At 71.0% G+C, this 18,037-nt stretch carries 19 protein-coding genes, 2 tRNA genes and 1 other RNA gene; 14 read left to right on the plus strand and 8 right to left on the minus strand.

Going from position 1 to position 18,037, the window contains the following annotated elements; translation table 11 throughout:
• Positions 1-246 precede the first annotated feature (246 nt).
• Positions 247-900, minus strand: coding sequence for a uracil phosphoribosyltransferase (upp, locus tag ACFQRF_RS09520; protein ID WP_379870992.1), 654 nt, complete (start codon positions 898-900; stop codon positions 247-249).
• Between the two features lie 501 nt (positions 901-1,401).
• On the opposite strand from upp, the gene ACFQRF_RS09525 reads away from it, so the two are divergent.
• The 4 genes from ACFQRF_RS09525 (at position 1,402) to ACFQRF_RS09540 (ending at position 3,062) form a co-directional block, all read left to right on the plus strand.
• Positions 1,402-1,905: a tRNA adenosine deaminase-associated protein gene (locus ACFQRF_RS09525; protein ID WP_379870574.1), complete on the plus strand. Its 504-nt coding sequence runs from the start codon at positions 1,402-1,404 to the stop codon at positions 1,903-1,905.
• Positions 1,906-1,963: 58 nt separating this feature from the next.
• The gene (locus ACFQRF_RS09530; RefSeq protein WP_379870575.1) at positions 1,964-2,461 is read left to right on the plus strand and encodes a tRNA adenosine deaminase-associated protein; all 498 of its coding nucleotides are present in this window, start codon (positions 1,964-1,966) and stop codon (positions 2,459-2,461) included.
• An 11-nt stretch (positions 2,462-2,472) separates the two neighbouring features.
• Positions 2,473-2,964 (plus strand): nucleoside deaminase, encoded by a 492-nt coding sequence (locus tag ACFQRF_RS09535; RefSeq protein WP_379870576.1) that lies wholly within the window; start codon positions 2,473-2,475, stop codon positions 2,962-2,964.
• Between the two features lie 10 nt (positions 2,965-2,974).
• Positions 2,975-3,062, plus strand: a tRNA-Ser gene (locus ACFQRF_RS09540).
• Positions 3,063-3,264: 202 nt separating this feature from the next.
• Here ACFQRF_RS09540 and ACFQRF_RS09545 read toward each other — a convergent pair.
• Together ACFQRF_RS09545 and ACFQRF_RS09550 are read right to left on the minus strand one after the other, a co-directional pair.
• The gene (locus tag ACFQRF_RS09545) at positions 3,265-3,819 is read right to left on the minus strand and encodes a hypothetical protein (RefSeq protein WP_379870578.1); all 555 of its coding nucleotides are present in this window, start codon (positions 3,817-3,819) and stop codon (positions 3,265-3,267) included.
• 3 nt (positions 3,820-3,822) lie between these two features.
• The gene (locus tag ACFQRF_RS09550) at positions 3,823-3,951 is read right to left on the minus strand and encodes a hypothetical protein (RefSeq protein WP_379870579.1); all 129 of its coding nucleotides are present in this window, start codon (positions 3,949-3,951) and stop codon (positions 3,823-3,825) included.
• A gap of 799 nt (positions 3,952-4,750) precedes the next feature.
• Here ACFQRF_RS09550 and ACFQRF_RS09555 point away from each other — a divergent pair.
• Positions 4,751-6,106 (plus strand): amidohydrolase family protein, encoded by a 1,356-nt coding sequence (locus ACFQRF_RS09555; RefSeq protein ID WP_379870581.1) that lies wholly within the window; start codon positions 4,751-4,753, stop codon positions 6,104-6,106.
• 77 nt (positions 6,107-6,183) lie between these two features.
• On the opposite strand, the gene ACFQRF_RS09560 is transcribed toward ACFQRF_RS09555, so the two are convergent.
• The 3 genes from ACFQRF_RS09560 to ACFQRF_RS09570 form a co-directional block, all read right to left on the minus strand.
• Positions 6,184-6,570: a VOC family protein gene (locus ACFQRF_RS09560; RefSeq protein ID WP_379870993.1), complete on the minus strand. Its 387-nt coding sequence runs from the start codon at positions 6,568-6,570 to the stop codon at positions 6,184-6,186.
• Positions 6,570-6,866, minus strand: coding sequence for an ArsR/SmtB family transcription factor (locus tag ACFQRF_RS09565; RefSeq protein WP_379870582.1), 297 nt, complete (start codon positions 6,864-6,866; stop codon positions 6,570-6,572). The genes ACFQRF_RS09560 and ACFQRF_RS09565 overlap by 1 nt, the downstream gene beginning before the upstream one ends.
• Before the next feature lie 136 nt (positions 6,867-7,002).
• Positions 7,003-7,593 carry a TetR/AcrR family transcriptional regulator gene (locus ACFQRF_RS09570; protein WP_379870584.1) on the minus strand — a complete coding sequence of 197 codons (591 nt, stop codon included), beginning with the start codon at positions 7,591-7,593 and terminating at the stop codon, positions 7,003-7,005.
• A gap of 415 nt (positions 7,594-8,008) precedes the next feature.
• Here ACFQRF_RS09570 and ACFQRF_RS09575 point away from each other — a divergent pair, with 415 nt between their 5' ends.
• Positions 8,009-9,058, plus strand: coding sequence for an alpha/beta fold hydrolase (locus ACFQRF_RS09575; protein WP_379870586.1), 1,050 nt, complete (start codon positions 8,009-8,011; stop codon positions 9,056-9,058).
• Positions 9,059-9,138: 80 nt separating this feature from the next.
• Here the strand turns inward: ACFQRF_RS09575 and ACFQRF_RS09580 are convergent.
• Positions 9,139-9,223: transfer RNA gene (locus tag ACFQRF_RS09580), tRNA-Ser, on the minus strand.
• Between the two features lie 75 nt (positions 9,224-9,298).
• Between ACFQRF_RS09580 and ffs the strand changes: the two genes are divergently transcribed.
• The 8 genes from ffs (at position 9,299) to ACFQRF_RS09620 (ending at position 17,339) form a co-directional block, all read left to right on the plus strand.
• An RNA gene (ffs, locus tag ACFQRF_RS09585) (signal recognition particle sRNA small type) lies at positions 9,299-9,394 on the plus strand.
• 103 nt (positions 9,395-9,497) lie between these two features.
• Complete coding sequence (locus ACFQRF_RS09590; protein ID WP_379870587.1) at positions 9,498-11,543, plus strand: DNA polymerase III subunit gamma and tau; 2,046 nt, start codon at positions 9,498-9,500, stop codon at positions 11,541-11,543.
• Positions 11,544-11,698: 155 nt separating this feature from the next.
• Positions 11,699-12,040, plus strand: a complete 342-nt coding sequence (locus ACFQRF_RS09595) for a YbaB/EbfC family nucleoid-associated protein (protein WP_379870994.1) — start codon at positions 11,699-11,701, stop codon at positions 12,038-12,040.
• A gap of 141 nt (positions 12,041-12,181) precedes the next feature.
• Positions 12,182-12,781 (plus strand): recombination mediator RecR, encoded by a 600-nt coding sequence (recR, locus tag ACFQRF_RS09600; RefSeq protein WP_379870589.1) that lies wholly within the window; start codon positions 12,182-12,184, stop codon positions 12,779-12,781.
• Positions 12,782-13,050: 269 nt separating this feature from the next.
• Positions 13,051-14,322 carry an aspartate kinase gene (locus tag ACFQRF_RS09605; protein WP_379870590.1) on the plus strand — a complete coding sequence of 424 codons (1,272 nt, stop codon included), beginning with the start codon at positions 13,051-13,053 and terminating at the stop codon, positions 14,320-14,322.
• Positions 14,319-15,380, plus strand: a complete 1,062-nt coding sequence (locus ACFQRF_RS09610) for an aspartate-semialdehyde dehydrogenase (RefSeq protein WP_379870592.1) — start codon at positions 14,319-14,321, stop codon at positions 15,378-15,380. Before ACFQRF_RS09605 ends, ACFQRF_RS09610 begins: the two co-directional genes overlap by 4 nt.
• Positions 15,381-15,799: 419 nt before the next feature.
• Positions 15,800-16,558, plus strand: a complete 759-nt coding sequence (locus ACFQRF_RS09615; protein WP_379870594.1) for a TetR/AcrR family transcriptional regulator — start codon at positions 15,800-15,802, stop codon at positions 16,556-16,558.
• 115 nt (positions 16,559-16,673) lie between these two features.
• Entirely contained in the window at positions 16,674-17,339 is a 666-nt protein-coding gene (locus tag ACFQRF_RS09620; RefSeq protein ID WP_379870596.1) for a PadR family transcriptional regulator, read from the plus strand.
• Here ACFQRF_RS09620 and ACFQRF_RS09625 read toward each other — a convergent pair.
• Positions 17,314-18,036, minus strand: coding sequence for a GntR family transcriptional regulator (locus ACFQRF_RS09625; RefSeq protein ID WP_379870598.1), 723 nt, complete (start codon positions 18,034-18,036; stop codon positions 17,314-17,316). The two genes, ACFQRF_RS09620 and ACFQRF_RS09625, sit on opposite strands and share 26 nt — an antisense overlap.
• Between the last annotated feature and the right edge of the window lies 1 nt (position 18,037).

Consider the following 18,037-nt stretch of genomic DNA (forward strand, 5'->3'; position numbering starts at 1 on the left):
GATCACTCTAATGTGTCACATCTTCATCTCGGGACGAATTCGGCTCGCACAAAAAAATGTCGCAAGGGTCCGTTTCGTGACAAGATGGTGCGGTGCTGTTCCGGTGATCGTTGCAATCCGGACATGTATTTACCGGTAATCGCGACGGGCCGTTCCGCCTCCATAACACACCGGCTGACCTGCGGTAACGCGACAGCGCCCGGTCGGTGGACCGACCGGGCGCTGGAGGGGCGAGGTTCCGTGCCGTCACACGCACCCGTACAGCCGGTCACCGGCGTCGCCCAGGCCGGGGACGATGAACCCGTGCTCGTTCAGCCGCTCGTCCACGGCCGCCGTGACGACGCGCAGGGTGGCGCCGTTGTCGTCGCCGAGGCTCTCGGCGAGCCGCTTCTCGACCGCGCGCAGGCCCTCCGGGGCGGCGAGCAGGCAGATGGCGGTGATGTGGTCCGCCCCGCGCTCCACCAGCAGCCGCATCGACGCGGCGAGCGTGCCCCCGGTCGCCAGCATCGGGTCGAGGACGTAGCACTGCCGCCCGGAGAGGTCCTGCGGCAGGCGGTCGGCGTAGGTCGCCGGTTGGAGGGTCCGCTCGTCGCGGGCCATGCCGAGGAAGCCGACCTCGGCGGTCGGCAGCAACCGGGTCATGCCGTCCAGCATGCCCAGCCCGGCGCGCAGGATCGGGATGACGAGCGGGGTCGGCCGCGTCAGTTGCACGCCGGGGGCCGGGGCCACCGGGGTCTCCACCGTGACGTCGGCGACCCGCACGTCCCGCGTGGCCTCGTAGGCGAGCAGGGTGACCAGCTCGTCGGTCAGCCGGCGGAACGTCGGGGAGTCGGTGCGCACGTCGCGCAGCGTGGTGAGCTTGTGCGCGACCAGCGGGTGGTCGACGACGTGGATCTCCATCACAAGGACACACTCTCTGATGAGCTGGGGAAACGGGGTGAATTCCGGCGCCGAGTCTAACGGCGGGCCCGCGTCCGGGGTCGGCCCGGTCCTGGGGGTGCGCCCGGGAGCGGTGCGGCGGGCGGACCCCGGCCGATGTGTCGCACGCGGGTGCGGCGAATTCCAGCTTTCGAAGGAAAGCACGATTTGTTCACCCAGTGCGATCGGGGTGTAGCGCTGCGCGTACACGACCAGCGGCTTTGCGATGAGCGGCCGTCCGGAAGGTGTCGCCCCGCGTCACCCCGGTGGGAATGCGGCGGGTGCGAACGACGACGAACTTCGCGATCGCGTTCTGTTCAGGACGGGGCGTCCGTTCTAATAGGACGTGTGAGCGCGGACTTCTATCACGGAGACGGGTCCCCCTGGGGAGACCGAGTCACGGGCGAGAGCGGCCGTTACGGTGACGCGACCCCGAACGATCTGCGATCCTGGCCCGGCCAGATCCATCCGGGCGGGGTGACGATGACGGGACTCGAAGACGATGACGACGGCTCCAGCGACTTCGCCGCCGTCGCCTATCGCGAAGAGGACTACTGGGACGTCGACCTGCTCCCGGTCGCCCTGACGGAGGACCTCAAGGGGCTACTGCACGCCCTGCGGCAGCAGCCGAGCATCAGCGGGGCCATCGGCCTGGTGGCGATCGGCGACGACTTCTTCATCGTCGCGCGGGTGTACGGCCGCGACGATGTCAGTCTCTTCCTCTCCGACGTCACCGCCTCCGTCGACTGGCCGGTGGCGCGCCAGGTCCTGGAGTACCTTGACATCGACGTACCCGAGGACGAGGACCTCGACCAGGTGCTGCCGGCCGGCGACCTGTCGATCCTGGCCGACCTGGGGCTGGACGAGATGGAGCTCGGCGCGCTCGCGGGCGACCTCGACCTCTACCCGGACGAGGTGCTGGCGAGCATCTCGGAACGGCTCGGGTTCCAGCAGGCATTCCAGCGGGCACTGGACGCAATGGGCTAGCAGGAACGGCGCGGGACTCCCCCCGCCTGACGCCCCGAAGAGAGGACGGGAAGCCACGGTGTCGATCTTCTCAGCGGTCTTCTCCCACTCCGACGGCGAATGGAGGGGGACCGAGGTCGACCTGGCGGATGTCGGCGGTATCGACGACGTCGCGGATCTCATGCGCGACGTCGTCGGGTCGTGGGACCCCGCCGCGGTCGCCGGCACCATGCTGCTGGTGCTGGAGGCCGATGACGAATGGTTCGGGATCGTGCGGGTCGACGACCACGCCGACCCCCGGGTCTTCCTCTCCGACCGCAGGGTGGTGCACGGCTATCCGGTGGTGGCGCTGCTGCTGGAGACCGCCGACCCCGACGTCGCGGAGGACGTCGAGGGGACCGGGCAGACACCGTATCCCGAGCCGGTGGGCGACCCGGAGGTGCTCGCCGAACTCGGTACCCCCGGCGCGGATCTTCTGACGCTCACCCACCGCGAAGGGGTGCTGCCGGCCGACGCGCTCGCGATTCTGGCCGAACGGGCGGGCTTCGCCGAATCGCTCGACACGCTGAGGGGGTGACCGCGGCGGCCATGACCTCCCCGGGAACCCGGGCCGGGCACGACGCCGCGCTGCGGCTGGCCCTGGAGCAGGCCCGCACGACGGAGGCCACCGGCGACGTTCCGGTCGGCGCGGTGGTCCTGGACGCGTCCGGCACCGTCATCGGCACCGGCCGCAACGAACGGGAGGCCACCGGCGACCCGACCGCGCACGCCGAGATCGTGGCCCTGCGCGCGGCCGCGGCGCACGTGGGAGAGTGGCGGCTGACCGGCTGCACGCTGGCCGTCACGCTGGAACCCTGCACGATGTGCGCCGGAGCGATCGTGCTGGCCCGCATCGACCGGCTCGTCTACGGCGCCCGCGACACCAAGGCCGGAGCGGTGGGCTCCCTGTGGGACGTGGTCCGCGACCGCCGCCTGAACCACCGCCCCGAGGTGATCCCCCCGGACCTGGTCGCCCCCGACCTCGCGACCGCCTGCGGTGAGGTGCTTATCCGGTTCTTCGCACGCCGCCGTCTCCGGTAGAGTGACTCCCGGTGGAGTCGCCTAGCGGCCGAGGGCGCTCGCCTCGAAAGCGAGTGAAGGGCAACCTTCCGTGGGTTCAAATCCCACCTCCACCGCCAGCGACGGGCGTTCACCTGGGTGAACGCCCGTTTCTCATTCCCGGGGGCATCGCCGTGCCCTCTGCCGGCACGGATTCCGTGCACATGCCTGGGGCCGTCGTCGCGTCCACGCCGATGGCGGCGTCCCTCCGCGCGACGCGGCCGAGGGACACGTTGGTGCACGGGACGGCGGGCCGGTCACCTCGGCCCGGCATGACCCTGCTCAGCGGCGTGAGTCGGTGGTGTCCCCGATCGCGATCCACGCGGCCTTCCACTGGGCGATGTAGGCCCGGCCGGCGGGGCCGTGCGCGTCGAGGAGCAGGGCGATCAGGCAGGCGGTGACGAAACCCTCCAGAGTCTTCCAGGACGGGAGCTTCCGGGCGTCCTTCCCCGGGTTGGTGACCCCGTGCAGGGAGCCGGCCGAAGGGGCTCCCTGCACGTAGGAGGAGAGCTTCTCGTACGGGACGTCGCCGGTACGCCGGCGCAGGCGGCGGGCGATGAAGCGCAGCTCCGCGACGCCCTCGGCCGCGCGGGGGTCCGGGAGCTGGCGATAGTCGACGGCCGTGGTCACGGCGGCGATGAGACCCGGGTGGGCGATGTTGGCCTCCGCCAGGACGCGGACCGCCTCGTCGGTGCCGGCCGGATGGGCGAGCATGCGGCACAGCAGGATGGCCAGGTGCTGGGCGTCCCGTGAGACGGCGAGGGACGGGCAGCACCGGCAGTGCGCGGAGTGCGGCGTCGGCGGCATGGCGAGGTCGCGTTGCGGATTCTCGCCCACGGTTCAGTGCTCCGCACGGTGCGCGGTCCGGGACGCGTCCCGGACCGGGTCGGCGACCCCGGACGGGCGGGAGCCGTGCACGGCGTGCGGCCGCGTCGCGCGGGGGAGAGGGCGGCGTTCGACAGGGGGCATTGCGTGCGTTCCTCGGCGGATCGATGTCGGTTCTGGCGTACACGTCCCGGGACATGGCCTCCCCGGGGGCGGCGGCCCGGCTTGGCGCGGCAGCGGTCGCGACGCAATGTGCGCCGTGCCAGCCGGATGGGCCCTTCCGGGGAGGAGATTTTCTCTAAGTTACCCGCATCTGTAATCAAAATCCGAGGAGTTCGGGATCGGAGGCGGAAGGGTGGTAAGTGATGGTCGTGGGGCACAAAGAACCTTGTGCTGATTCAATGATGTTCAGCGTTGTTTATGGCATCTGTGCAGGTCAAATGATGTTCGATGGGGTGTGTCGCTGGGGGGTCCGCACTTCTTCAGAAATCTTCACCGATCTTTGAATATCGCCAAGTATTTCGGTCGGCGTCGGTTCGCCGGGCTGGTAGCCGGTCACTGGGATGTTTCATGAAAAAGGGCGGTTTGGCGGCCGGTGATTTCCGGTGTCCCGTCTGGGAGGGTTGTCGGGGAGGCCGCCACGGGAGAACTTTGATGGAAGTAACTGCCGCGACAGTGGTTGTAAGTGCAGTCACATGTTAGCTTTGCGGAGTCCCCGGCCGAGCCCCGTCGGGTGCGCAGCCGCGGGGTCCGGCACCACCCCCGTGGTCCCGGACGACCGCGGACCGACGCCCCGGAGCGGCACGTGTGGAACGACGCCCCCTCAGCCGCCCCCGCACCGCATGACGCAGACGGCGGGTGGCCTCCGAGACCCGGCAGCACGACAGAAGCCCGACCGCAGGCCCCGGCTCCGGCTCCATCCTTCGACGACGGACGGGCCGTCGTGTTCCGCGGCGCGACCGTCGTCACGGGCGATCCGGTCCTCGGAGTGCGGCCGGAGACCGACGTACTGGTCGCGGGCCCGGTCATCCGCGCCGTCGGCCGGAACCTGAGCGTCCCCGACGACGCCGCCGTCATCCACGCGCGCGGCTCGATCCTGATGCCCGGCATGATCGACACCCACCGCCACATGTGGCAGACCGTGCTTCGCGGGGTCGGAGCCGAGTGGACCCTCCACAACTACCTGCACTGGATCTACCAGGAGTGGGCGCGGCACTGGCGGCCCGAGGACGTGTACGCCGGCAACTACCTGTCCATGGTGGAGGCCATCGACAGCGGTGTGACGACGAGCCTCGACTGGTCGCACGGCCTGCGCACACCGGACCACGCCGACGCCGCCGTGGACGCCCTCGTCGACTCCGGCGGCCGCGCGCGGCTCGCCTACGGCAACATCTTCGCCGCTCCGCAGGACTGGGTGACCGGCGGCGACGTCGACCGGTTGCTCCGTGAGCGGTTCCCGTCCCGGGACCGGCTGGTGACACTGCAGCTCGCCTGGGACGGCGGCGGCTCCGACCCGGCGTTCCCCGAAGGCCCCGCGTGGGAGTTCGCGCGGGACCGCGACCTCCCGGTGACGCTGCACGCCGGTGTGTGGGGCCATCCGCGCGACGTCGCGATCAAGAACCTGCACGACAACGGTTGCCTGCTGCCCACCAACACCTACGTGCACGCCGCGTCGCTCGCCGACGAGTCGTACCGGATGATCGCCGACAGCGGCGGCAACGTGTCGATCGCCCCCGAGAGCGAGCTCAACGCTGGCCAGGGGTACCCGCCCACCGGCCGCGTCCGGGCGCACGGCATCCCCGTCTCGCTCTCCACGGACACCAGCGTGTGGTGGAGCGCCGACATGTTCGCCGCCATGCGGGCCGCCCTCAACGCCGACCGCGCCATGGGCCACCTGATGGCCCACCGCGCGGGCCGCACCGTCATCAACAACGATCTGCGGACCGAAGACGTCGTCCACCAGGCCACCCAGGCCGGCGCCGACGCCCTGGGCCTGGGCGACCGCCTGGGATCCATCACCCCCGGAAAACTCGCCGACCTGGTCCTGCTCCGCACCGACACCCCGTCGATGGTCCCGCTCAGCGACCCCCACCACCAGATCGTCTTCCAGGCGACCCGCGCGGAGGTCGACACGGTGATGGTCAACGGCCGCGTCCTGAAACACGCCGGCCGCCTCCGCACCCCGAACGCCACCCGAGCCCGCCACTTGGCGGAGGCGGCCCGCGACCACATCCGCGCCGCGGTCGGCGAGGAACAGTGGACACGAGCGCTGGAACCGCCGGGGTACGAGGTGGAGTGAGGCGCTCTTCGGGCCGCCGAGGACCGACGCCCGCTGGCGCGGCGACCCGGTCCCCATGTTCGCCGAGGAGCGGGCGACTACTTCATGGCGGCGATCTGGATCAGGTTGCCGCAGGTGTCGTCGAAGACGGCGGTGACCACCGGACCCATGTCGGTCGCGTCCTGGGTGAACTCGACTCCCAGGCCCTTCAGCCGCTCCACCTCGGCGTACACGTCGTCGACGGCGAACTGGGTGAACGGGATGCCGTCCGCGACCAGCGCCTCCTTGAACGAGCGCGCCGCCGGGTGGCCGGTCGGTTCCAGCAGGAGCTCGACGCCGTCCGGGGCGGCGGGGGAGACCACGGTGAGCCAGCGGGCACCGCCGGCGGGAACGTCGGTCTTCTTGATGAAGCCGAGTTTCTCCGTGTAGAAGGCGAGCGCCTTGGCCTGGTCGTCGACGTACACGCTGGTGATGTTGATACGGATCACGGGTTCGGTTCCTCTCGGTGTGTGGGCCACCGCTCGGCGATCGAGCGCAGCGGGCTCGTGTCGATGTGGTGGAACTTGTACCGGCCCTGCCGCCGGGTATGCACCAGGCCGGCCTGTTCGAGCACCGCGAGGTGCTGCGATATGGCCTGGCGCGTGGAGGACAGGCCGTGCTTCATGGTGAGCCGTCCGCAGATCTCGAACAGCGTCTGACCGTCCTTGTCGGTCAGCTCGTCCAAGATGGCGCGGCGCGTCGCGTCGCCGATGGCCTTGAACAGGTCGGGGTTCGCGTCCACATGGCCAGTTATAGGCAAGTGGTCACTTGCGTGTCAAGGTGAGTCGTCGGCATGCGGAGTCGGTCGATCGAGTCGGTGGCTCGTCCGGTCCGTGACGAGGTGCGCGATCCGCAGCGCCTGGGAGCAGGTGGCCGTGTCAGTCGGCGGGAATGAGCCGATTCGCTACGGTCTCGCAGGCGAGACGCGCCACGGCCCGCAGTTCGGCGTCCGATGCGCCGGCGCGGCTGAGCACGGCGAGGGCCTGGTTGACCGCGACGATGTAGGTGGCGAGGTCGTCGAGCATCGCTGGATCGGCGTGCGGATCGTCGAGCGCGGCCCGGATCCGCGCGTGCTGGAGGTCGAGCAGGCCGCGGACGTGGGCGGCGCTGTTGGAGGTCAGCACGGCCGCCTGAGCCGCCGATTGGGCGATGAGGCATCCCTTCGGTACGGCAGGGTCGTCGATCCTGGCCAGGATGACTTCGAAGAACGCTTCGATGGCGCGGACCGGGTCGCCAGGGTGTGCGGTGAGCGCGTGCTCGTAACGGGCGCCGTACGTCGCGGAATAGCGGTCCAGCGCCCGGCGGAACAGCTCGTCCTTGCTGCCGAAAGCACCGTAGAGGGAGCCCCGGCCGAGGCCGGTGGCCGTGCCGAGCACATCGAGCGAGGCGTCGGCGTATCCACGCTGCCAGAACACCGCCATGGCCTTGTCCACGGCTTCGTCGACATCGAACTGCTTGCGGCCCGACACGCCGTGCCTCCCGTCCTCGCCGACTCGGTGTGAGCCTACCTACTTCTTGGAACGAACGGTACAAGAATCATGGACTGATCGGTCAAAGATGACCTACGGTCGACGCATGTCCGTTGTCGATGACGCGTCAGCTGCCGTCTCCAGGCGCGCGAAGCGGGGTTTCCGGCTTGTGGCCTCGGTGTACGTGCTCGCCGGTTCGCGTCCTGCTTTCTGGCCGCCTATGCGGGAACGATCGGCCCGCCGCTCGCCCTCGGCCTCCTCGACCAAGTGATCGATCAGAACGTCGCGACGCTCCTGCTGGCCGTCGGCGTCGGTGCGATCGCCCTGGCCACCACGTTCACTCGCTCCACGACAACCGGCCGGGCAGCCGGCCCTGACCGAATCAGCCGTCAGCCACGATCTGGAAGGACGTGCTATGACAGACCAAGAGAACACCCCGGCCGAGCCCGCGGGCCGCGGCTCGGTGCGCGGCGCCCCCGGGCTGTCCGACGCTTTCACCGACACGTTCCGCAGCCGCTGGGTGCACGTCGGCGACCTGCGCCTGCACGCCGTGACCGGCGGCGACGGACCGCCGTTGTTGTTGCTCGCTGGCTGGCCGCAGACCTGGTACGCGTGGCGCGAGCTGATGCCCGCGCTGGCACGGGATTTCTCGATCGTCGCCCCTGACCCTCGGGGCGTGGGCCTGTCCGGAAAACCGGACGACGGCTACGACACCGGAACCCTCGCCGCCGACATGGTGGGCCTGATGAGCGCGCTGGGCCACGATCGTTTCGCGATGGTCGGGCACGACGTCGGCATGTGGACCGGCTACGCGCTGGCCGCAGACCATCCGGAGCGCCTGGACCGCCTGGCGCTCGCCGAAGCCGTGATCCCCGGCCTGGCCCCCTCTCCACCGCTCTTCGCGCCACAGGAGACCATCGACCGACTGTGGCACTTCGGGTTCAACCGACTCGGCTCGCTGAACGAGCACCTCGTCGAAGGCCGGGAACGACTGTTCTTCGGGCACCAGTTCGCGACCAAAGCGGCTCGGCCGTTGCCGCGGCACGCGGTCGACCTCTACGTCGAGACCCTGGCTTGCGACCGCGACGCGCTGCGCGCCAGTTTCGAGGTCTACCGCGCGATCGACACCACCATTGAGCAGAACCACCGGCGCCGGCAACGAAAGCTCACGATGCCCGTGCTGACCATCGCCGGCGCCCGTTCCGTGGGCGAACTGGTCGGCAGCAGCCTGGCACCGGCCGCCGAAGACGTCACCGCCATCGTCCTTCCCGACTGCGGACATTACCCAGCCGAGGAAGCCCCACAGGACATGCTCGCCATCCTGACCGACTTCCTGGCCCCATATCGCGGGACGCCGGAACGGCATCAGGACCTGGAGGTCCGCACCGACGTGGCCGATCGAGTCGGCGGGCTCAGCTGGAAGGCGCCGGACGGCGACGATCAGCCCGCGGAAAAGACCGACTGAGACTAAAACTGAGACCGGAGAACGACGTAGCCCCCGACCGGACTCCGGTCGGGGGCTACGTTCTGCCTGGTCAGTGCCAGCGGAGGATACGAGATTCGAACTCGTGAGGGGTTGCCCCCAACACGCTTTCCAAGCGTGCGCCCTAGGCCACTAGGCGAATCCTCCGCGACCAACTGTACAGGGCGGCGCGCTGTGGTTCGAACGGTTTCGGGACGGTCCGGGCAGCGGCTACACTGGCACGCAGACCCCTCGTGTGGCGTCATCTTACGAACCTCCCCAGGGCCGGAAGGCAGCAAGGATAAGTAAGCTCTGGCGGGTGCGCGGGGGGTCCCTTGTTTTTCGGGGACCAGGGGGAAGGTGGCGCGCGCTGTCCTTCGTACGGGGTTGAATGGGGGCGTGGACACCGGGGTCGGTCCGCGGAGGGAGCAGTGAGCGCGCCGTGAGCATCGCGCTGTATCGCAAGTACCGGCCGGCGACGTTCGCCGAGGTGCGCGGTCAGGAGCACGTCACCGAGCCGTTGCGCCAGGCGCTGCGCAACGGGCGGATCAATCACGCCTACCTGTTCAGCGGGCCCCGGGGGTGCGGTAAGACATCGAGCGCACGCATCCTGGCGCGGTCGCTGAACTGTGAGAAGGGGCCCACGCCCGATCCGTGCGGGGTGTGCGACTCCTGCGTGGCGCTCGCGCCCGACGGGGCCGGCAGCATCGACGTCATCGAGATCGACGCCGCCTCGCACGGTGGCGTGGACGACGCCCGTGACCTGCGGGAACGCGCGTTCTTCGCGCCGGTGAACTCGCGCTACAAGGTCTACATCATCGACGAGGCGCACATGGTGACCCGCGAGGGGTTCAACGCGCTGCTGAAACTCGTCGAGGAGCCGCCGCCGCACCTGAAGTTCGTCTTCGCCACCACCGAGCCCGAGAAGGTCATCGGGACGATCCGGTCCCGGACCCACCACTACCCCTTCCGGCTGATCCCGCCGAGCACGCTGCGCGAACTGATGGAGCAGATCCTCACCGAGGAGAAGGTGCCCTTCGACCCCGCCGCGCTGCCGCTGGTGGTGCGGGCCGGTGCCGGTTCGGCGCGGGATTCGCTGTCCATCCTCGACCAGTTGCTCGCCGGTTCCGACGAGCACGGCATCACCCGCGAGGGGGCGGTGGCCCTGCTCGGGTACACCGACTCCGGGCTGCTCAGTGAGATGATCGACGCCCTCGGGGCCCGGGACGGTGCGGCCGTGTTCGGGCTCATCGACCGGGTGGTCGAGGGAGGTCACGACCCGCGGCGGTTCACCGCCGACCTCCTGGAGCGCACCCGCGACCTCGTGGTGCTCGCCGCGGTTCCGGACGCTTTGGACAAGGGGCTGATCAACGTTCCGCCGGACGCCGTGGAGCACATGCGCGAGCAGGCGGAACGGCTCGGCCCGGCCACGCTCACCCGGGCGGCCGACATCCTGAACTCCGGACTGACCGAAATGCGTGGTGCGACCGCGCCACGGCTGCTCCTGGAGCTGCTGTGCGCCCGGGTGCTGCTGCCCGGTACCGACACCGCTGGCGAGGGCCCGGCGATGCTGGCCCGCCTGGAGCAACTGGAACGGCGGGTCGCGGCCGGCCCCGTGGCGGCTCCGCAACCGCCTGTCCCGCGGCACGCCCCCGCGGTTCCGGCGGCCGATGTGCCACCGGCGCCCGACCCCGGTCCCCCTCCGCGCCCCGCCGACCCCGCGCCGCCTCCGGTGCGGCGGCCCGACCCCGAGCCCCGGCCCGGGCCCGCCGCCGACGACTGGCCGGACGCCGCCCGCCCGGGACAGGCCGGAGCGGGATCCGCTCCACGGCCGGAGCCGCAGCCATCGGCGCCCCAGCCGGCCGCCGCGCCCGCCGGGGGCGGCAGGGCCGAGGCCGGTGCCATCCACGCAGCCTGGCCGCAGGTGCTGGAGGCGGTCAAACGCCGCCGCCGCTTCACCTGGATGATCCTCACCGGCAACGACGTCCAGGTGGTCGGGATGGACGGCGCCACCGTCCAGCTCGGCTTCGCGCGGGCCAACGACGCCAAGGGCTTCTCCAACAGCGGCAGCGACCAGGTGGTCCAGGCCGCCATCCAGCAGGTGCTCGGCGTCGAGGTCCGGGTGGCGGCCGTCGCCCGGAACGGCGCCACGCCGCCGGCGCCGCAGCGGCCCGCTTCGCCGCCTTCCGAGCCCTCGGGGTGGGCCGAGAGCCCACGCCCGGCCGATTCCCGCTCGGCGGCCACCCGCGCCGAGCCCGCGGAACCACCGCGAGACGACTCCGGACCGCAGCGCCCCGCCGCGCCGCCCCCGCCCGCCCACGGCGATTCCCGCTCCCCCCATCCTGCTCCGCCGCCGGAGCCGGAACCCGACGTCCCGGACCCCGAGAACGACCTCGACGCCGACGACGCCCCGGCGCCATCCGGTTTCTCGCTGATCGAAAGCGAACTCGGCGGCAAGATCATCGAGGAGATCGACCACAACGGGTAGCCGCCCGTCACCCGGGTCTCCCAAAGACGGCCGGGCCCGGGCGGTCCAGGCCGTGGTGGGGGAGGTGCGCCGTGACCGACTACGCTCGACAGCACGGAGTGCCGTAGTCACCGGCAACACGGGCAAGGAGAGGCGCCATGAACCCTGGCGGTGGAATGGACATGCAGGCGATCCTGCAGCAGGCGCAGCAGATGCAGCAGCAGCTGCTCGCGGCCCAGCAGGAGCTGGACGAGACGAAGGTGACCGGTACCTCGGGCGGCGGCCTGGTCTCCGCCACGGTGAGCGGGCGCGGCCAGGTGGTCGACATCTCGATCGACGTCAAGGCCGTCGACACCGACGACCTCGCCGACAGCGTGCAGACGATCGCCGACCTGGTGCTCGCGGCCATCCGCGACGCCGAGCGCGAGGTCGAGAAGCTCCAGCAGGAGAAGATGGGCCCGCTGGCCGAGGGCCTGGGCGGCGGCCCGGGCGGACTGCCCGGCCTGCCCGGCTTCTAGACCGGCCGGGCGCCGTCGCCCCACGGTCACCGGCGCCGCCCGCAAGGGCGGGCGCCCGGCGGCGGGCGCCCGCGTGGAACCGGCCGGCGAGCCGCCTCCACTACCGTGGAGGGTGACGAGAGACACCAGAGTAGGTAGGCGATGTACGAGGGTGCGGTCCAGAACCTGATCGACGAGCTCGGGCGGCTGCCCGGCGTCGGTCCGAAGAGCGCGCAACGCATCGCCTTCCACCTGCTCGCCGCCGAGACCGCCGACGTCAAACGGCTGGTGCACGCGCTCACCGAGGTCAAGGAGCGCGTGCGGTTCTGCGCCGTCTGCGGCAACGTCGCGGAGGAGGAGCGGTGTCGTATCTGCCGCGACCCCCGGCGGGACGCGGCCGTGATCTGCGTGGTCGAGGAGTCGAAGGACGTCGTGGCCATCGAGCGGACCCGCGAGTTCCGCGGCCGTTACCACGTCCTGGGCGGCGCCATCAGCCCCATTGAGGGTGTCGGCCCCGACGACCTGCGCATCCGCGAGCTGATGACGCGGCTCTCCGACGGTCAGGTCACCGAGCTGATCCTCGCCACCGACCCCAACCTGGAGGGCGAGGCGACCGCCACCTACCTGGCCCGCCTGGTCAAACCCATGGGCCTTAAGGTCACCCGCCTGGCCAGCGGGCTGCCCGTCGGCGGCGACCTGGAGTACGCCGACGAAGTCACGCTGGGCCGCGCCTTCGAGGGCCGCCGCAGCCTGGAGTTCTGACCGCCGTCCGGACCGGCCGGGCCGTCGCGGAGCCGAGGGCCGGCCGCACACCCCTGCCCGGTTCGCCGTCCCGCCGCGGTTTCGTTCGGGCCCGCCCGCGACGTTCGGCGAGCTGACGGCCCTTTTCCGGCGGTCGTGGATAGCCGTGGCCGTCCGGGGTAAGCATCCGCTCCGGTGGCCTCCGCCGCAGGTGGCACGGCTGCCGCCGAAACCGAATCGCTACACTTCTGGTTGATTGCCTTGATCCCACATCCTCAGGAGCGCCGACCGTGGCTCTAATCGTGCAGAAGTACGGTGGGTCTTCCGTTGCCGACGCGGAAGCCATCAAGCGGGTCGCCCAACGGATCGTCGCCCAGAAAAAAGCGGGATACGACGTCGTCGTGGTCGTCTCGGCGATGGGCGACACCACGGACGAACTCCTCGACCTCGCCGAGCAGGTCACGCCGCTGCCCCCCGGCCGTGAGCTCGACATGCTGCTGACCGCGGGCGAGCGGATGTCGATGGCGCTGGTCGCGATGGCCGTCGGCAACCTCGGGTACGAGGCACGCTCGTTCACCGGCTCCCAGGCCGGGGTCATCACGACCTCCCTGCACGGCAACGCCAAGATCATCGACGTCACGCCGGGCCGCATCCGGGAGGCGCTCGACGACGGCGCCATCTGCATCGTCGCCGGCTTCCAGGGCGTTTCGCAGGACAGCAAGGACATCACCACGCTGGGACGCGGCGGCTCGGACACCACGGCCGTGGCGCTCGCCGCCGCGCTGGACGCCGACGCCTGCGAGATCTACAGCGACGTCGACGGCGTGTTCACCGCCGACCCGCGGATCGTCCCCACGGCCCGCCGCATCCCCAAGATCTCCTACGAGGAGATGCTGGAGCTGGCGGCCTGCGGCAGCAAGATCCTGCACCTGCGCTGCGTGGAGTACGCGCGGCGGTACAACATCCCGCTGCACGTCCGCTCGTCGTTCAGTCAGAAGCCCGGAACCTGGGTCGTCTCGGAAGTTGAGGAAACCGAAGGCATGGAACAACCGATCATCTCCGGGGTCGCGCATGACCGGAGCGAGGCCAAGATCACCGTGGTGGGGGTGCCGGACCAGGTCGGCGAGGCCGCGACGCTCTTCACGGTCCTCGCCGAGGCCGAGATCAACATCGACATGATCGTGCAGAACGTGTCGGCGGCCTCCACCGCGCGCACCGACATCTCCTTCACGCTGCCGGCCAACTCCGGGCAGACCGCGCTGGCCGCGCTGAAGAAGGTGCAGGAGAAGGTCGGCTTCGAGTCGCTGCGCTACGACGACCAGATCGGCAAGGTCTCCCTGGTGGGCGCCGGCATGCGCTCCTACCCGGGCGTCACCGCGCGGTTCTTCGACGCCATCGCCCGCAACGGCATCAACATCGAGATGATCTCCACCTCGGAGATCCGGCTCTCGGTCATCGTCGCGCAGGACGACGTGGACACCGCGGTCGCGGCCGCGCACAGCGAGTTCGAGCTCGATGCCGACCAGGTCGAGGCGGTCGTGTACGGAGGTACCGGACGATGAGCGAGCGACTTCCCACCCTGGCCGTCGTCGGTGCGACCGGCGCCGTGGGCACCGTGATGCTGGACATCCTGTCCACCAGAAAGAACGTGTGGGGGGAGATCCGCCTGGTGGCTTCGCCGCGATCGGCCGGGCGCCGGCTCACCGTCCGCGGTGAGGAGGTGGAGGTCCAGGCGCTGGCCCCCGAGGTCTTCGACGGCGTGGACGTCGCCATGTTCGACGTGCCCGACGAGGTCTCCAAGGAGTGGGCGCCCATCGCCGCCGCTCGCGGCGCGGTCGCCGTGGACAACTCCGGCGCGTTCCGCATGGATCCCGACGTCCCGCTGGTGGTGCCCGAGGTCAACGCCGAGAAGACCCGGGACCGGCCCCGGGGCATCATCAGCAACCCGAACTGCACCACGCTGTCGATGATCGTCGCGCTGGGCGCGCTGCACCGTGCGTACGGCCTGAGCGAGCTGGTGGTCGCCTCCTACCAGGCCGCCTCCGGTGCGGGCCAGGAGGGCATCGACACGCTCCGCGACCAGATCGAGAAGGTCGGCGGCGACCGCACGCTCGGCGAGCGGGCGGGTGACGTCCGCGCCGCCGTGGGCGAGCTGGGCCCGTTCCCCGCCCCGCTGGCCATGAACGTGGTGCCGTGGGCGGGTTCCCTCAAGGACGACGGCTGGTCCTCGGAGGAGCTCAAGGTCCGCAACGAGTCCCGTAAGATCCTCGGGCTGCCGGACCTGCGGGTCTCCGCCACCTGCGTGCGAGTGCCGGTGATCACCACGCACGCGCTCGCCGTGCACGCCACGTTCGAGCGCGAGGTCGACGCCTCGGCCGCGCGGGAACTGCTCGCCGCGGCGCCGGGCGTGGTGGTCCAGGACGACCCGGCCAACGCCGAGTTCCCGACGCCGGCCGACGTGGTGGGGACCGACCCCACGTGGGTCGGCCGGATCCGCCGTTCGATCGACGACCCGCGTTCCCTCGACCTCTTCCTGTGCGGTGACAACCTGCGCAAGGGGGCGGCGCTGAACACGGCCCAGATCGCTGAGGTGGTGGCCCAGGAGTTCACCGGGGCCTGATCTCTGCGGCAGGCCGGCGACGGCCCTTCGGCATCATCGGCGCGGTGGTCCTCCCCTTCGGGAGGACCACCGCGCCGTGTTCGGGCGGCGTCCCCGGGATCCGTCCTCCCGGGGACGCCGCAGCCGCCCGACCGCCGTGGCGGACGCAGCCGTCGCGGCGACGGACGGACAACAGGCGGCGAGCCGCCGCACGGTGGGTGCCGCCGCGGTCCGTGACTCGGGCCGCCCGGCGATCACGGGGGCCGGCCCACCGTCTCGGGGCGGGCCCGAGCCGGACGTTCGTGGGGATGTGGGCGCCGGGGCGGTACCGACTGACGTGCCGAATCCGGCTCCGCGCCCGAACTTAGTATGCCGTACGGAGTATTTCTGACACTACACCGTACGCCGTACCGGATTTTCGGCCGGGCCAGAATAGCGGTATGACGACCGAGTACAGCGGCAGCGGTGACCCGGTGCGCAGCATGGAGCTGTTGTGGGGGACCCGCGAACAGCCCAGCCGGGGCCCCAAACCGCGGCTGACCGTCGAGCGGATCGTGACGGCGGCGATCCAGGTGGCCGACACGGAGGGCATCGCCGCGCTGTCGATGCGCCGCGTCGCGCGGCGGCTCGGCGTCGGCACGATGTCGCTCTACACCTACGTGCCGGGGAAGGCGGAGCTGCTCGACATCATGCTGGACGCGGTGGCGGGGGAGTCGCCGCCGCTCGGCGAGGTCCCCGGGGACTGGCGGGCCAAGGTGGAGGCGTCGGCCCGGGAGGCGTGGGCGCGCTACCACCGCCATCCGTGGGTGCTCCAGGTCGCCACCAGCCACCCCGGTTTCGGGCCCAATGACGTGGCCCGGACGGAGTCCGCGCTTTCCGCGCTCACCGGTGTCGGGCTGACCGACCGCGAGGTCGTGGCCCTGCTCAACGCGGTCGACGGGTACGTGCGGGGGGTCGCGCGCGCCTCGATCGAGGCGGCGCAGGTGGAGAGGCGCACCGGCGTCGCCGACGAACGGTGGCTCGCCGAGCGCGCCCCGCTGCTCGACAAGCTCATCGAACCCGGTCGTTACCCGACCCTCGTCCGGTTCTGGAGCTCCGGCGTCTACGAGGAACCCGGGGACGACTTCGAGTTCGGCCTGCAGCGGATGCTGGACGGCGTCGAGGCGCTGGTGCGTTCCCGCTCCTCGGGCACCGGGTGACCCGGCCGGCCGTCCGCGACCGATGAGGCGCGCTTGAGGCGGTGTCGACCGCCCGGGATCTAGGGTCGGGATGACGGGTCCCGGCGCCCGGCGCTTCTTGTGCCGCCGGGGATCCGTGGCGGTACGGGAGGGCGTGGACAGCGGAGTAGGGGAGACGATGTCGGCGACGCGGCTGCTGGTGCTGGGTGTGGTACGCGGGCAGGGGCGGGCGCACGGGTACCTGGTGGGCCGCGAGCTGCTGTCCTGGGGCGCCGAGCACTGGGCCAACGTCAAATGGGGCTCGATCTACCACGCGCTGAAGCAGCTCACCAAGGAGGGCAAGCTGCGGGCCGGCGCCGAACCGGGCGACTCCGCGCCCGGCCGGACGGTCTACGAGCTGACGGGCGAGGGCGAAGCGGAGTTCCTTCGGCTGCTGCGCGACGCCCTCAGCAGCGCGGACCACCGGCCGGACGTCCTCGGGGCCGGTCTCGCGATGCTGCCCGCGCTGCCGCGCGCCGAGGCGATCGCACTCCTTCGGCATCGGCTCGACGAGCTGGAGGCGACGCTCGGGCGGCTGTCCGCGATGCTGGACCGCTCCCGTGCCCGGGAGACGCCGCCCCACGTGCCGGAGCTGTACGGCCTGTGGGTCGACACGGCGCGGGGCGGCGCCGAGTGGACGCGTCGGCTCATCGGCCGGCTTGAGGCGGGCGCCTACGCGATGGCCGGGGAAGAGGGCGCGGCCTTCGGCGCGGGCGCGTGGTCCGGCACGGGGTGCGCTACCGCTGGCTCCGGGACAGGCTGAGGCGGTACAGCAGCCGGCAACGGTCGACCGAGGCGACCAGGTCCGAGGTCTCGACGGGACGCTGACCGGTGAAGTGCGTTCGCTCCACCACCAGCACCGTGAGGCCGGGTGTCATCTGCAGGAGCTCGGCCTCGGGTTCGCGCAGCGGGCGGACCGAGACCTCCTCGACCACCCGGTCCACGACGACGCCCGCCCCCGCCAGCCGGTCCAGCACACTGGTGTCCGGGCGGGCGTCCTGCGGGGTGCGGGTGGTGTTGTGCGTGATCAGCGTCGGCTCCCATGAGGAGTGCACCGCGACCGGGGTGCCGTCCGTCCGGCCGACGTAGCGGGTGCGATAGAGGGGCTCGCCCTCCCGGATCAGCAGGCGGCGGGCCAGCTGCTCGCACGCGGGCATGGTCACCGTGCCGATGTACTCCTCGTCCAGCGGGCGCACGCCGGAGCCGGACGAGCGGTCGGTCCGCGGGAACCGGACGGACTCCCGGGCCCCGCGCACGTAGTATCCCGAGCCCGGCCGGCTCTCGACCAGCCCCTCGGTGACCAGCAGCCGCAGGGCGTGCCGGGACACCTGCTCGCTGACGTCGTAGTGCCGGGCGAGCTGGGCCCGCGAGGGCAGCCGGCTACCGGCCGGCAGCTCCCCGCTGAGGATGGGCTTACGCAGCAGTTCCGCCACCCACAGGTAGCGTGGTTGCCCGCCCACG

Origin of the sequence: Marinactinospora rubrisoli, assembly GCF_042664915.1 — a bacterium.
Classification (GTDB): domain Bacteria; phylum Actinomycetota; class Actinomycetes; order Streptosporangiales; family Streptosporangiaceae; genus Marinitenerispora; species Marinitenerispora rubrisoli.

Coding starts and splice junctions, on each gene's coding strand:
- upp (WP_379870992.1), bottom strand. CDS start 900: ATGGAGATCCACGTCGTCGACCACCCGCTGGTCGCGCACAAGCTCACC.
- ACFQRF_RS09525 (WP_379870574.1), top strand. CDS start 1,402: ATGACGGGACTCGAAGACGATGACGACGGCTCCAGCGACTTCGCCGCC.
- ACFQRF_RS09535 (WP_379870576.1), top strand. CDS start 2,473: ATGACCTCCCCGGGAACCCGGGCCGGGCACGACGCCGCGCTGCGGCTG.
- ACFQRF_RS09550 (WP_379870579.1), bottom strand. CDS start 3,951: ATGCCCCCTGTCGAACGCCGCCCTCTCCCCCGCGCGACGCGGCCGCAC.
- ACFQRF_RS09575 (WP_379870586.1), top strand. CDS start 8,009: ATGACAGACCAAGAGAACACCCCGGCCGAGCCCGCGGGCCGCGGCTCG.
- ACFQRF_RS09595 (WP_379870994.1), top strand. CDS start 11,699: ATGGACATGCAGGCGATCCTGCAGCAGGCGCAGCAGATGCAGCAGCAG.
- recR (WP_379870589.1), top strand. CDS start 12,182: ATGTACGAGGGTGCGGTCCAGAACCTGATCGACGAGCTCGGGCGGCTG.
- ACFQRF_RS09610 (WP_379870592.1), top strand. CDS start 14,319: ATGAGCGAGCGACTTCCCACCCTGGCCGTCGTCGGTGCGACCGGCGCC.
- ACFQRF_RS09615 (WP_379870594.1), top strand. CDS start 15,800: ATGACGACCGAGTACAGCGGCAGCGGTGACCCGGTGCGCAGCATGGAG.